Raw genomic sequence first — 13,067 nt, forward strand, 5'->3', positions numbered from 1 at the left:
CGCCGCCCGCGCGAACGCTCGGGCGCAGGCGCAGACTTGATAGGTTGTGACCAACACACCGGACATCTGAACGACGTCATCACGAGCGACCTCGAGGGAAACCCACACCCATGGCAAAGATCATCTACACGAACACTGACGAAGCGCCCATGCTGGCGACCTTCTCCCTGAAGCCCATTGTCGAGGCCTTCGCCTCCACTGCGGGAGTCGAGGTCGAGACCCGGGACATCTCCCTGGCAGGACGCATCATCTCGCAGTTCCCCGACCACGTCGGTGAGGACAAGGCGGAGGCGGACGCCCTCGCCGAGCTCGGCCAGCTGGCCAAGAGCCCCGATGCGAACATTGTGAAGCTTCCGAACATCTCCGCGTCCGTGCCGCAGCTGAAGGCAGCCATCGCCGAGCTGCAGTCGCAGGGCTACAAGCTGCCCGACTACCCCGAGTCGCCCTCCTCCGAGGAGGAGCAGGACATCCGAGCTCGGTACGACAAGGTCAAGGGCTCGGCCGTGAACCCCGTGCTGCGCGAGGGCAACTCAGACCGTCGCGCGCCCGAGTCCATCAAGAAGTACGTGCGTGCCAACCCTCACCGCATGGGCCAGTGGTCCTCCGAGTCCACCACGAACGTGGCCACCATGGGCGAGGACGACTTCGCGTCCAACGAGCAGTCAGTGGTCTTCGAGCGCGAGGACGCCGTGACCATCCAGCACGTGGCCGGCGACGGCACCGTCACCACGCTCAAAGAGGGGCTCACGGTGCAGACCGGCGAGGTCCTCGACGGCACCTTCATGTCCGCGCGCGCCCTGGACGCATTCCTCACCGAGCAGGTCCAGGCGGCCAAGGAGGCGGACGTTCTCTTCTCCGCCCACCTCAAGGCGACCATGATGAAGGTCTCCGACCCGATCATTTTCGGCCACATCGTGAAGGCGTTCTTCCCCTCCATCTTCGAGAAGTACGGGGATGACCTCGCCGCGGCCGGACTCTCGGCGAACGACGGGCTGGCCTCCATCCTCAAGGGAGCAGAGAAGCTCGGCAAAGCCTGCGAAGGCATCCAGGAGGAGTACCGGAAGGGCCTGGAGAACGGCCCCCGGATGTCCATGGTCGATGACTCCAAGGGCATCACCGGGCTGCACGTTCCCTCGGACGTGATCGTCGACGCCTCCATGCCCGCCATGATCCGCAACGGCGGCAAGCTGTGGGGCCCCAGCGGCGAGACCGACGACACCCTGGCCGTCATCCCTGACTCCTCCTACGCCGGGGTCTACCAGGCCGTGATCGAGGACTGCCGCGCGCACGGCGCCTTCGACCCCACCACCATGGGAACCGTCCCCAATGTGGGACTGATGGCCCAGAAGGCCGAGGAGTACGGCTCGCACGACAAGACCTTCGAGATCGAAGCCGAAGGCACCGTGCAGGTGGTCACCGCTGCAGGCGATGTCGTCATCGAGCACACCGTGGAGCCCGGCGACATCTGGAGGGCCTGCCAGACCAAGGACGACCCCATCCAGGACTGGGTGAAGCTGGCCGTGGCCCGGGCCCGCGAAGCCAACGCCCCCGCCGTGTTCTGGCTGGACGAGCAGCGTGCGCACGACGCGAAGCTCATCACCAAGGTGGTGCACTACTTGGACGATCACGATACCGAGGGCCTGGAGATCAAGATCCTCAACCCCGTCGAGGCCACCAAGTACACGGTCGAGCGCCTCCGCGACGGCGAGGACACCATCTCCGTGACCGGAAACGTCCTCCGTGACTACCTCACGGACCTGTTCCCCATCCTCGAGCTGGGAACCTCCGCAAAGATGCTCTCGATCGTGCCTCTCATGGCAGGCGGGGGCCTCTACGAGACCGGAGCCGGCGGCTCCGCTCCCAAGCACGTCCAGCAGCTCACCGAGGAGAACTTCCTTCGCTGGGACTCCCTCGGAGAGTTCTTCGCACTGGTCCCTTCCCTGCAGAAGTACGCGGAGCAAGGTTCAGCGCCGAAGGCAAAGGTGCTCGCCTCCGCACTGGACCGGGCGACCGCCACGTTCCTGATGGAGGACCGCTCACCGGGGCGGAAGCCGGGCGGCCTCGACAACCGCGGCTCCCACTTCTACCTCGCCCAGTACTGGGCCCAGGAGCTTGCCGCGCAGACCGAGGACTCGGACCTCGCCGACACGTTCGCGCCCGTCGCCGAGGCGCTGACCAAGAACGAGGACAAGATCCTCGAGGAGCTCACAGCGGTCCAGGGCAGCCCCGCCGATGTCGGGGGCTACTACCGGCCCGATGAGAAGAAGGCGTTCAAGGTCATGCGGCCCTCGTCGACGCTGAACGAGATCATCGACGGTCTGGCCGGCTGATTCCCGAATGAGGCAGGCCGTCCTGCGGCCAGCATTCAGCAACCGCCCAGGTGGGTGTCGATACAGTCTCTGACCACGAGAGACGCACCGACAACCTCACCTGGGTGGTTTGCACTATGACACTTTTCGGCTTCCACTGCTCTCAGGAGCAGATCGCTCCGTCCCAGCTTCTGGCCGATGTGAAGCATGCCGAGCAGGCAGGCTTCGACGCGGCCATGAGCTCGGACCACTTCATGCCCTGGTCCGAGAATCAGGGCCACTCGGGATTCACCCTCTCCTGGCTCGGAGCAGCCTTGGCGCAGACCACCTTTCCCATCGGCTCGGTCTGCGCCCCCGGCCAGCGCTATCACCCGGCCCTGATCGCCCAGGCCACCGCGACGCTCGGTGAGATGTTCCCCGAGCGCTACTGGGTGGCCCTCGGCGCGGGCCAGAACATGAACGAGCACGTCACCGCCGACAAATGGCTGCCGCTGGAGCAGCGGCGCGACAGGCTCGAAGAGGCGGTGGACATCATTCGACGCCTGCACCAGGGCGAATGGATCAGCCGGCATTCTGGATACGTCGAGGTCGAGGACGCATACCTCTACGACCGTCCGGCCCAAGGGGTTCCGCTGCTGGCGACGTGCATCACTCCCGAGTCCGCGCGCCGTGCAGCCGGCTGGGCTGAGGGCATGATCACGCTCAACCAGCCCGGCGGCGCCCACCGCGACACCCTGAAGGCCTATCGGGACGCTGGCGGGCGGGGATCCGCGTTCCTGCAGGTGCACCTCTCCTGGGCCGACACCTACAAGCAGGCAGTGGAGACGGCGCGCCACCAATGGTCCGCCAACGTCTTCGGGCCGCCCCTGGACCAGGACCTCGCCACGCCGGCGCACTTCGACACCGCCGCCGGGGAAGTCTCGGCGGAGACGGTCCTCGACGCCGTCTGGACCTCGGCGGAGCCGGACCAGCACGTCGAGTGGCTCTCCGCCGCAGCCGAGGACTTCGACGCCGTATACATCCACCATGTGGGGCAGCACCAGAAGCCGTTCATCGATACGTTCGGCGAGAAGGTCCTGCCCCAGCTGAAAGGCACCTGATGCGCATCACCGAGACCGCCGACCTCTGGTACAAGAACGCCTTCATCTACTGCATCGATATGGAGGTCTACCTGGACTCCAACAACGATGGCATCGGTGACATCGACGGCATGTGCCAACGGATCGACTACCTTGCCGAGATCGGCGTGACCTGCATCTGGCTCATGCCCTTCTACCCCTCGCCCCGGCGCGACAGCGGGTACGACATCGCCGACTTCTACGGCGTGGACCAGCGCTACGGGGACCACGGCGACATCGTGGAGCTCATCCGCACCGCCCACGACCGGGGAATCCGGGTGATCATCGACCTGGTCATCAACCACACCAGCGATCAGCACTACTGGTTCCGCAGGTCCCGCGCCTCGACGGACAACCCCTACCGCGACTACTACGTGTGGCGCGGCGACACCCCGCCCGACACGTCCGACCAGACGATGTTCCCCGACTCCGAGGACGGAATCTGGACGCAGGATGAGAAGACGGGGGAGTGGTACCTGCACCACTTCCTGCACACGCAGCCGGACCTGAACACTGCCAACCCGCAGGTGCGTGACGAGATCTCAAAGATCATGGGATTCTGGCTCCAGCTGGGAGTGGACGGCTTCCGCGTCGACGCTGTGCCGTTCGCCATCAATCAGACCACCCTGATCGAGATCGACGACGACGAGATGGCCGAGCCGCACGACTACCTGCGCGCGCTGCGGTCATTCATGCAGCGGCGCGCCAGCGGACAGGGCGCTGCCATCATGCTGGGTGAGGTGAACCTGCCCCATGAGGAGCAGAGGGCCTTCTTCGGGGGATCGGACGGTGATCAGCTGTCGATGCAGTTCGACTTCTTCACCAACCAAAAGATGTTCCTGTCGTTCGCGCGTCAGGACGCAGCTCCCATCGAAGAGGCGCTGAAGTCCCGCCCCACTGACCTGAACGAAGAGGTGCAGTACGCGAACTTCCTCCGCAACCACGACGAGCTGACGCTGGACCTGCTCACTGAGGACGAGAGGAACGAAGTTCTCGACACCTTCGCCCCCGACGAGGAGCACCGGTTCGCAGGACGCGGCATCCGGCGTCGCCTGCCCACCATGTTCGAGGGCGACCCCCGACGTCTGAAGCTCGCATACAGCCTCCTCTTCAGCCTCCCCGGCACTCCGGTGCTCTACTACGGGGAGGAGATCAGCATGGGCGAGAACCTGGACGTGCCGGGCAGGGAGGCCGTCCGCACTCCCATGCAGTGGTCCAGCGAGAAGAACGCAGGGTTCTCCTCCGCCAGCCCGTCAAAGGTGGCGCGCGCCGTCACAGAGGGCTCCTACGGACCGGAGCACGTCAACGCGGGCATCTCGCGCCGGGAGCAGGATTCGCTCCTGCACTGGATCACGCGGTTGGCGAAGCGCTACCGCGAATCCCCCGAGATCGGCTGGGGCGATGCGAACATCATCGAACAGCCGCACCGCTGCGTCCTGGCCTACCGGATGGTGTGGGAGGACCACACCCTGGTGCTTCTGCACAACCTCGCCTCCGAACCCGTCCAAGTGCCGTTCGCACTGTCGGATGAGGGCCCTGGAACGCTCCTGATGGACCTGATGGTGGATGACACCTTCGAGCTCGACGGCGAATCGTCGACGGAGGCTCGGCTGGACGGCTTCGGATCACGGTGGCTGCGGATCAAGCGCGAGGGCGACCCGCGCCTCGTCTGATCCCCGGCCCGGAACGCCTGCGCGCGCTGCTTGATCGCAGCCTAGCCAACACTCAGACTCGCTGAGTACCTTCAATGAACGGCCTGAATGAGGAGGCACCCACTCTGATGATGCGACCCCTGAGGACCCCATATATGGCAGCCGCGCCTGCTCTGGCGGCGTCCGGGGCCCTGGTGCTCAGCGCCTGCGGTCCCTACCCGGTGGATGCCACCGACCAGCACGACGCCGCGGCGCCCGAGTCCGCGCCGGTCTTCGGCGATATTCGCCAGGAAGCCTTCGACTCGTCGCTGGCCGCGGAGTCGGTGACCGTGACAGGCGAGATGGAGGCGGGCGAGGCCGAGCTGGACGAACTCTTCGGCGAGATCGACGAGGAGGACTCCGGGCAGCTCGAGATTCTCGGTGCGTTGGACGGAACCGCCTCCCAGATGAGCTTCAGTGCGGGCACCACGAGCTTCACCCACAGGGTCGTCGAGGGCGACGAGTACTTCGCCGGCGAGGAGTTCGCGCAGCTGCTGGCCGCAGAGCTCAACGACGAGGACGACGTTGACGAGGACGAGGACGAGGCAGCGTCCCCGAGGACGACGAGGCCGCTGTCTCGTCCGAGGAGCTCTCAGAGATCATCGGCGACTCCTGGGTCCAGTTCCCGGAGGCCGAGGCCGTCTATTCGGCTGAGGAGCTGCTGACCACGTGGCGCTCGGAGCTCGAGGACGGCGAGTATGACGAGCTCGAGGCCGAGGAGAGCACCCGCGGCGGCGAGGAGGTCTGGGTGTTTGAGGAGGACGACTTCACGTTCGTCGTGTCCTCCGCTGAGGAGCCGCTGATCATGGAGATCAACGACGGCGAGAACACCTACTCCTTCGCCGAATGGGGCGAGTCCGAAGCCCCTGAGGCGCCGGATGACGTGATCACCATCGAGGAGATCCTCGAGGAGGCAGGGGCTGCGCCGCAGCCCGAATCAGACGTCGCCGAGAGCAGCAGCCTGCTTGAGGCCGCCGTGAACAGTCAATGAGCCGCAGCAGGCGGCCGGTAAGGAGATTGAAGAGATGAGCACGCTGTACAGGACCGCTGGACTGCTGGGTGTTGCACTGCTGGCGCTGACCGCCTGCGGCGATGAGGGCGTCCCGGCCGATGACCAGACCGATGAGGAGGACGGCGGCGGAACCGAGGGTCAGGACCCCGACGGTGCTGAGGAGCAGGGCGACCAGCCCGAGGAGATCGCGGGGAGGACCCGGAGGATGAGGGCGGGGTCGCTCCTGACGACGACACGATGGACCCGCCCAGCTTCGCTCAGATTCGGGAGGACATCTGGGACAGCTCCCTCGATCACGAGAGCGTGACTATCACCGTCCTCGTCGAAGAGGACGACGAGGACGCTGAGGAGGTGCCTGAGATCGACGCCGCTGAGGAGCCGGCGGACGGCGAGGACGACGCCGAGCTCGGTCCCGGAGACGAGATGGTCATCGCAGGCAGCATGACCGGCGACGGTTCCCTGCACGAGTCGCCCTTCGGCGAGCAGCGTCTCTTCGACGATGGGGAGAGGGTGCTGCAGTCCAACGAGTTCTTCGTCTCAACATATGAGGAGTCGCGTCCTGAGGATGCGGAGGGCCTTCAGCCCGACGAGCTCGAGGATTGGCTGCAGGAGCGCGGCGAGTGGGTCCACGTGACCGAGGTCGTGGACCTGGAGATGATCGAGACCCCGGAGGCGTTCATCATGAACCTCAGGGAGGGCTTCGAGTCGGCTGTGTCCGAGGAGGACGCCGAGGGAGAAGTCGACACGGTCAACGGTGAGAACGTCTGGGTCTACGAGATCGAGAACGCCACCTTCATGGTCGCCGCCGAAGAGGATGACCCCTACCTTGTCGGCTATGAGGCGGCCGAAGTGGCCGTCTCGTTCGAGCACTGGGATGAGACGGATGACGCGGAGGAGCCGGACGAGGACGTGATCATCGAATTCTCTGAGCTCGAGGAGGCGGTGATGGAGGCCACTGGGTGACGGTTTCCTGGACGGGAGCTAGGAAAGCTTTGGTCCTGTGCGCCCGAACCTGGACACCCCCTAAGAGTCTTCTCCGAATTCGCCCTAACGGCCCATTTTCGCTTTCTTTCCGCCGCCTCGTCTGATGGTATGGAACCAGTTCGCCGGGGAAGCCATTTCCCGGCGATGACGGCGGAAATTCCGCCACGCATCACATCGATGCAGGATCACACGGAGGTAACCACGTATGGCTACTACCGAAAACTCCAAGCTCCGCAGCATTGCAGGCATCGTTGGCATCGGCTCCATCGCCATGTTCGGCCTGGCAGCATGCGACGACGGCGCCGACGACACCGGCACTGAAGACCCAGCTGTCGAGGACAACGGCGACGGCATGGAAGACGATGGCGCCGCAGAAGACGACGCCATGGACGACGACGCAGCCGTCGAGGACGACGGCATGGATGACGACGGCATGGACGACGAAGGCTGATCGAATTCTGATCAGCACTTCGGTTCAATGAACCGTTGATTCAGGAAAGGCTCCCTGCGCATTGCGCAGGGAGCCTTTCTGTCTGCCATGAATCCATCTGTCGTGAAAGCAGATTCTGCTCACAGGAATATGTGGTGAAAGCTCAGGCCGGTCTGTGTCGGCAGTCGGCGCAGACGCCGCGGAAGACCACATCGGCAACATCGATCTGCATGCCCAAGGAGGCAGGGGCCTCCAGGCAGGGCGCCTCGCCGTGGACGCAGTCGACGTCTTCGATACGTCCGCAGCTGGTGCAGATGGCGTGGTGGTGGTTGTCCTCGGTGCGCGTCTCGTAGCACGCCGCGGCCCCGGGCGGGTCGAAGCGCCTGATGAGCTCCTTGGCGGTGAGGTCGTGCAGGACCGTATAGATCGACTGCACGGTGATCTCGGGCAGAGTCTCGGCCACTGCTGCGTGAACGCCCTCGGCAGGCTGATGGGGCTGAGAGCCGACGGCCTCAAGCACGGCGAGGCGCTGGCGCGTGACGCGCATGCCCCGCTGGCGCAGCTGGGAGGGCCAATCCTGCTCTTTCATTCCCTATATCATGCCAGCAGTTATGAGGTTCTCATAAAAAGCCCATGGGTGATGCTCTTCACAGAGCCTTGGGTGCGGCCGACCGGCGCGTAGACTTGGCCCGGCACGATGACCGGAGACGAGGAGCCCCTGTGAGCGCTGACATCAATACTGCACCTTTGGCAGATGTGGACCCGGAGATCGCCCAGGCGATAGCCGATGAGCTGGGCCGCCAGCGAGGCACCCTTGAGATGATCGCCAGCGAAAACTTCGTGCCTCGTGCGGTGCTTGAGGCGCAGGGCTCTGTGCTGACCAACAAGTATGCAGAGGGCTATCCCGGCCGTCGCTACTACGGCGGCTGCGAATTCGTCGATGTGGCGGAGAACCTCGCCATCGAGCGGGCCAAGCAGCTCTTCGGAGCCGATCACGCCAATGTTCAGCCCCACTCCGGCGCACAGGCCAACGTGGCCGTGATGACGGCCTTCATGCAGCCCGGGGACAAGCTGATGGGCCTCTCGCTCGCCCACGGAGGGCACCTCACCCACGGCATGAAGCTCAACCACTCCGGCAAGTTCTATGAGATCGCCGCCTATGAGGTGGATCCTGAGACCGGCTCCATCGACATGGACGAGGTGCGCCGGATTGCCCATGAGGAGAAGCCGAAGATGATCGTCGCGGGATGGTCGGCCTACCCCCGCGAGCTCGACTTCGTCCGCTTCCGCGAGATCGCAGACGAGGTGGGCGCGCTCCTGTGGGTCGACATGGCTCACTTCGCCGGCCTGGTGGCCGCCGGACTCCACGCCAACCCCGTGCCGTATGCCGATGTGGTCACCACCACCGTGCACAAGACCCTGGCGGGCCCACGCTCGGGACTCATCCTCTGCAAGGAGGAGCACCGGAAGAAGATCAATTCGGCCGTGTTCCCAGGGCAGCAGGGCGGACCTCTGATGCACGTCATCGCGGCCAAGGCGATTGCCTTCAAGATCGCCGGATCCGAGGACTTCCAGGAGAAGCAGCGTCGCACCGTGGCCGGCGCCCGAATCCTCGCTGAGCGGCTCGTGGCCGACGATGTCACCGAGCACGGCGTTTCGGTGCTCACCGGCGGAACCGACGTCCACCTGGTGCTGGTGGATCTGCGGAATTCGGATCTGGACGGCAAGCAGGCCGAGGATCTCCTCCACGAGATCGGCATCACGGTGAACCGCAACTCCGTGCCGAACGACCCGCGCCCGCCCATGACGACCTCCGGACTGCGCATCGGCACCCCCGCGCTGGCGTCGCGAGGATTCGGCGACGAGGAGTTCCGCGAAGTGGCAGACATCATCGCCGCGGCGCTGAAGCCGGAGCCGAATGTGGAGGCGCTGGAAGAACGGGTCAAGAAGCTCGCAGCGGACTTCCCGCTGTATGAGGGTCTGGAAGATTGGTGAGTGAAGCGATGACAGCGCAGATACTGGACGGAAAGGCCACCGCCAAGGCCATGAGGGAGGACCTCGCTCAGCGGGTCTCCGCGCTCAAGGAGCGAGGCGTGACGCCCGGCCTCGCGACGGTCCTCGTCGGCTCCGACCCGGCGAGCGAATCCTACGTGGCCGGCAAGCACCGCGACTGCTCCGAGGTGGGCATCAACTCCATCCAGGTGCAGCTCGATGAGAGCATCACGCAGGAGGAGCTGCTCGCTGAGCTGGAGAAGCTCAACAGCGACCCTGCGTGCACCGGCTACATCGTTCAGCTTCCCCTGCCGAAGCACCTGGACACTCAGGCCGTGCTGGAGGCCATCGATCCCAACAAGGATGCCGATGGTCTGCACCCGATGAACCTCGGGCGGCTGGTCGCATCGACCTCCGGTGATCTCACCTCGCCGCTTCCATGCACTCCCAAAGGATGTGTGGACCTGCTGACGCACTACGGCCTCGACCTCAACGGCAAGCACGTCGTGGTGGTGGGGCGCGGCGTCACGATCGGCCGGCCCATCGGCCTGCTGCTCACGAGGCGGAACGTCAACGCAACGGTGACCCTCTGCCACACCGGCACCAAGGACACCGCATCGCACCTGAAGAAGGCTGACGTCGTCGTCGCGGCTGCGGGAGTGAAGCACATGATCGACCCGGCTGACCTGAAGCAGGGAGTCGTGGTGCTCGATGTGGGCGTCACCCGTGAGGTGGACCCCCAGACCGGCAAGGCCACGATCTTCGGCGACATCGGTCCCGGCATCGAGGAGGTCGCCAGCCACTACTCGCCCAATCCGGGGGGAGTGGGGCCGATGACGCGCGTCGAGCTCCTCGCCAACGTGGTGGAGTCAGCGGAGCGCGCCGCCGGCTGATCCTGACGGAATGCGAAGGCTCGATGATCAGTTGAGCCGAGCATGGCGAAAAAGATCGGCTTCCTCTCCTTCGGCCACTGGACACCCTCACCGCACTCGCACACCCAGTCGGGGCAGGACGCGCTGCTGCAGAGCATCGACCTCTCCGTCGCGGCGGAGGAGCTCGGGGTGGACGGCGCATACTTCCGCATTCATCACTTCGCCCGGCAGCTGGCCAGTCCATTCCCGCTCCTTGCGGCGGTGGGCGCTCGGACCCGCAGCATTGAGATCGGCACCGGCGTCATCGACATGCGGTACGAGAACCCCATGTACTTCGCCGAGGATGCAGGCGCAGCTGATCTGATTGCGCAGGGGCGTCTGCAGCTGGGCATCTCCCGGGGATCCCCCGAGCAGGTCATCGACGGCTTCACGTACTTCGGCTACCAGCCCGGCGAGGGGGAGACCTCGGCGGATATGGCCCGCAAGCACACTGAGGTGGCTCTGCAGGTCCTGGAGGGCCGTCAGTTCGCGGAGCCCAATCCGCGCCCCATGTTCCCCAACCCGCCCGGCATGCTGCGCATCGAGCCCTACTCCGAGGGTCTGCGTCAGCGGATCTGGTGGGGCGCAGGCTCTGACGCCACCGCTGAGTGGGCAGGCAGGATGGGCATGAACCTGATGAGCTCCACCCTCAAGGACGACGAGTCGGGGGAGCCCCTGCATGTGCAGCAGACCCGCCAGATCCAGAAGTTCCGCCAGGAATTCGCCCAGCACCATCACGGCTTCGAGCCTCGGGTCTCCGTGTCCCGATCCATCATCCCGATCGTCAACGATCAGGATCGGGCCTACTTCCTGGGCCAGCGAGACTCTGAGGACAAGTTCGGAATGATCGATGAGAAGACCCGCGCTGTCTTCGGCCGCTCCTACACTGCGGAGCCGGACCAGCTGGTCACGGCGCTCGCTGAGGACACCGCGGTCGCAGAGGCCGACACCCTCCTGGTCACTGTGCCCAACCAGCTGGGCGTCGAATACAACGCGCACGTGCTGGAGAGCATCATGGAGCACGTCGCGAAGCCCCTCGGGTGGAAATAGAGGGACGAAATGTGCCCACCTCGGGTTGGTGCTGTCTGGCACAATCTCATCCGTGCCTCACACTGCGCCTGAATCGCCGCGCCCCCATACGTCCCTGATGCGCCCGGCCCTGGGCGCACTCGGCGCAGGGCTCCTCACCCTCACTGCCTGCATGGACAACGGCGGAGGCGAGGTTGGAGAGGGCCCGCCCACGCCCCTGGATGGAGGCGACGGCTACGAGGCCCAAGAGGCCGAGGCCGATTCCCAGGATGCCGGCCCGCCGGCGCCGCACATCGACTTCCCAGAAGACCCTGCCGGTGAGCTTGCCGAGGAGATCGTCGAGGCGCTCAATGCGGAGGGCGACGCCGAGGCCTCGCAGTGGGAGGGCCGGCTCAGCGACACGTTCGCCTCCCAGGTGGACGCGGACGACTTCGCGGAGGTCCTCAATGAGGATCTCCGTCCGTCCGCTCCGTGGGTCGCGGCAGACTATGAGGGGGACGAGACGTCGTCGACGACCCGCCTGGAGTCGCCCAGCGCCGAGCTGGACCTTCAGGTGGCGCTCTCGGATGACGGAGAGACGATTGAGACGGTGCTCTTCGCCGAGCCCTTTGAGCCGGCGGAGCCGGCCGACGGGTTCGAGGAGGTCGCCGAGCGGCTGGGAGAGATTCCGGGTGAGATGCACGGGCTGGTCCTGGAGGACGGGGAGCCGCTCCTCGAGCTGGGCCGTCCCCACGAGGCCTCCCCGCTGGCCTCCACGTCCAAGCTGTACGTGGTGCTTGCCCTGGGCCAGGCCATCGAGGAGGACGAGAGCCTGGAATGGGGCGACGAGATCGAGCTCACTGAGGATCTGCGGAGCCTCCCCTCCGGCACGCTCCAGGATCAGCCCGCGGGGTACACCACGACCATCAGCGACGTGGCGCAGCGGACCATCGAAGTCTCCGACAACACGGGCACGGATATGCTCATCGATCTGCTGGGGCGCGACGCGGTCGAGGATGCCGTGGCCGACTCCGGGCACACCCAGCCGGAGCTTCTCCAGCCGTTCCTCACCACCCGGGAGCTCTTCCAGCTCCGCTGGCAGCTCCCCGACCTCGGCGAGGGGTGGGGATCTCTCGACGAGGCGGATCAGCGGGAGCGGCTCGCAGAGCTCGAGGGCGAGGAGCTGGACATCTCCTACGAGGACACAGGTCCCGAGGATGTCGACGTCGACGTGGACTGGCATGCCAGCGCCTACGACATCGCTGCGGTGCACGAGGAACTGGCCGACCTGGCCGAGCAGCAGCCGCAGCTGGGGCCTGTTCTCGGCACTAATCCGGGCCTGGCAGGACCCGTGGAGGACCCATGGTGGGAGAGCCTTGCCTTTAAGGGCGGCGGCCTGCCGGGAGTGCTCACCGGCAGCTGGCACGCGGAGGCTGAGGACGGAACCACCCGGACGGTTGTCCTTCTCGCCCAGCACGATGAGGCGCTCGGGGAGCACCGCGGCGAGTTCTTCCAGCTCGCCCAAGACGCTCTGACCATCGGCACGGACTCCGAGGACCCTGACGGTGAGGATGAGGAGGATGAGGGGGACCAGGACTGACCCTCAGCCTGA

Annotated in this window: 13 protein-coding genes; 12 read left to right on the plus strand and 1 reads right to left on the minus strand. The window is 65.6% G+C overall.

The features are described from left to right. Nucleotides 1–110: 110 nt before the first annotated feature. The 8 genes from FS388_RS10435 (at nucleotide 111) to FS388_RS10470 (ending at nucleotide 7,565) form a co-directional block, all read left to right on the plus strand. Nucleotides 111–2,330, plus strand: coding sequence for an NADP-dependent isocitrate dehydrogenase (locus FS388_RS10435; RefSeq protein WP_146341357.1), 2,220 nt, complete (start codon nucleotides 111–113; stop codon nucleotides 2,328–2,330). A gap of 116 nt (nucleotides 2,331–2,446) precedes the next feature. After that, nucleotides 2,447–3,409: a TIGR03557 family F420-dependent LLM class oxidoreductase gene (locus FS388_RS10440; RefSeq protein WP_146341358.1), complete on the plus strand. Its 963-nt coding sequence runs from the start codon at nucleotides 2,447–2,449 to the stop codon at nucleotides 3,407–3,409. Then, on the plus strand, nucleotides 3,409–5,100 hold the full coding sequence (locus tag FS388_RS10445) for an alpha-amylase family protein (protein ID WP_146341359.1): 1,692 nt from the start codon (nucleotides 3,409–3,411) through the stop codon (nucleotides 5,098–5,100). The genes FS388_RS10440 and FS388_RS10445 overlap by 1 nt, the downstream gene beginning before the upstream one ends. A gap of 134 nt (nucleotides 5,101–5,234) precedes the next feature. Further along, entirely contained in the window at nucleotides 5,235–5,783 is a 549-nt protein-coding gene (locus FS388_RS10450; RefSeq protein ID WP_146341360.1) for a hypothetical protein, read from the plus strand. An 83-nt stretch (nucleotides 5,784–5,866) separates the two neighbouring features. Continuing rightward, a complete protein-coding gene (locus FS388_RS10455; protein ID WP_146341361.1) occupies nucleotides 5,867–6,109 on the plus strand; it encodes a hypothetical protein in 243 nt (80 codons plus the stop codon). Nucleotides 6,110–6,143: 34 nt separating this feature from the next. Continuing rightward, entirely contained in the window at nucleotides 6,144–6,437 is a 294-nt protein-coding gene (locus FS388_RS10460; protein WP_146341362.1) for a hypothetical protein, read from the plus strand. Beyond that, nucleotides 6,434–7,093, plus strand: a complete 660-nt coding sequence (locus FS388_RS10465; RefSeq protein ID WP_146341363.1) for a hypothetical protein — start codon at nucleotides 6,434–6,436, stop codon at nucleotides 7,091–7,093. Before FS388_RS10460 ends, FS388_RS10465 begins: the two co-directional genes overlap by 4 nt. A 226-nt stretch (nucleotides 7,094–7,319) precedes the next feature. Continuing rightward, nucleotides 7,320–7,565, plus strand: coding sequence for a hypothetical protein (locus FS388_RS10470; RefSeq protein WP_146341364.1), 246 nt, complete (start codon nucleotides 7,320–7,322; stop codon nucleotides 7,563–7,565). Nucleotides 7,566–7,707: 142 nt separating this feature from the next. On the opposite strand, the gene FS388_RS10475 is transcribed toward FS388_RS10470, so the two are convergent. Beyond that, nucleotides 7,708–8,133: a Fur family transcriptional regulator gene (locus FS388_RS10475; RefSeq protein WP_146341365.1), complete on the minus strand. Its 426-nt coding sequence runs from the start codon at nucleotides 8,131–8,133 to the stop codon at nucleotides 7,708–7,710. 131 nt (nucleotides 8,134–8,264) lie between these two features. Between FS388_RS10475 and glyA the strand changes: the two genes are divergently transcribed. From glyA to FS388_RS10495, 4 genes are read left to right on the plus strand one after another with little or no spacing between them, the layout of a single operon-like run. Further along, nucleotides 8,265–9,539, plus strand: coding sequence for a serine hydroxymethyltransferase (gene glyA / locus FS388_RS10480; RefSeq protein ID WP_305778814.1), 1,275 nt, complete (start codon nucleotides 8,265–8,267; stop codon nucleotides 9,537–9,539). Between the two features lie 8 nt (nucleotides 9,540–9,547). Beyond that, nucleotides 9,548–10,429 (plus strand): bifunctional methylenetetrahydrofolate dehydrogenase/methenyltetrahydrofolate cyclohydrolase, encoded by an 882-nt coding sequence (locus tag FS388_RS10485; RefSeq protein WP_146341367.1) that lies wholly within the window; start codon nucleotides 9,548–9,550, stop codon nucleotides 10,427–10,429. A gap of 42 nt (nucleotides 10,430–10,471) precedes the next feature. Continuing rightward, the gene (locus FS388_RS10490) at nucleotides 10,472–11,497 is read left to right on the plus strand and encodes an LLM class flavin-dependent oxidoreductase (RefSeq protein WP_146341368.1); all 1,026 of its coding nucleotides are present in this window, start codon (nucleotides 10,472–10,474) and stop codon (nucleotides 11,495–11,497) included. A gap of 52 nt (nucleotides 11,498–11,549) precedes the next feature. Further along, nucleotides 11,550–13,055, plus strand: coding sequence for a serine hydrolase (locus tag FS388_RS10495; protein ID WP_146341369.1), 1,506 nt, complete (start codon nucleotides 11,550–11,552; stop codon nucleotides 13,053–13,055). Nucleotides 13,056–13,067: the final 12 nt, after the last annotated feature.

It is taken from the genome of Nesterenkonia sp. NBAIMH1 (assembly GCF_007922635.1).
GTDB lineage: Bacteria > Actinomycetota > Actinomycetes > Actinomycetales > Micrococcaceae > Nesterenkonia > Nesterenkonia pannonica.

Coding starts and splice junctions, on each gene's coding strand:
- FS388_RS10490 (WP_146341368.1), top strand. CDS start 10,472: ATGGCGAAAAAGATCGGCTTCCTCTCCTTCGGCCACTGGACACCCTCA.
- FS388_RS10475 (WP_146341365.1), bottom strand. CDS start 8,133: ATGAAAGAGCAGGATTGGCCCTCCCAGCTGCGCCAGCGGGGCATGCGC.
- FS388_RS10435 (WP_146341357.1), top strand. CDS start 111: ATGGCAAAGATCATCTACACGAACACTGACGAAGCGCCCATGCTGGCG.
- FS388_RS10485 (WP_146341367.1), top strand. CDS start 9,548: ATGACAGCGCAGATACTGGACGGAAAGGCCACCGCCAAGGCCATGAGG.
- FS388_RS10470 (WP_146341364.1), top strand. CDS start 7,320: ATGGCTACTACCGAAAACTCCAAGCTCCGCAGCATTGCAGGCATCGTT.
- FS388_RS10445 (WP_146341359.1), top strand. CDS start 3,409: ATGCGCATCACCGAGACCGCCGACCTCTGGTACAAGAACGCCTTCATC.
- FS388_RS10450 (WP_146341360.1), top strand. CDS start 5,235: ATGGCAGCCGCGCCTGCTCTGGCGGCGTCCGGGGCCCTGGTGCTCAGC.
- FS388_RS10440 (WP_146341358.1), top strand. CDS start 2,447: ATGACACTTTTCGGCTTCCACTGCTCTCAGGAGCAGATCGCTCCGTCC.
- FS388_RS10460 (WP_146341362.1), top strand. CDS start 6,144: ATGAGCACGCTGTACAGGACCGCTGGACTGCTGGGTGTTGCACTGCTG.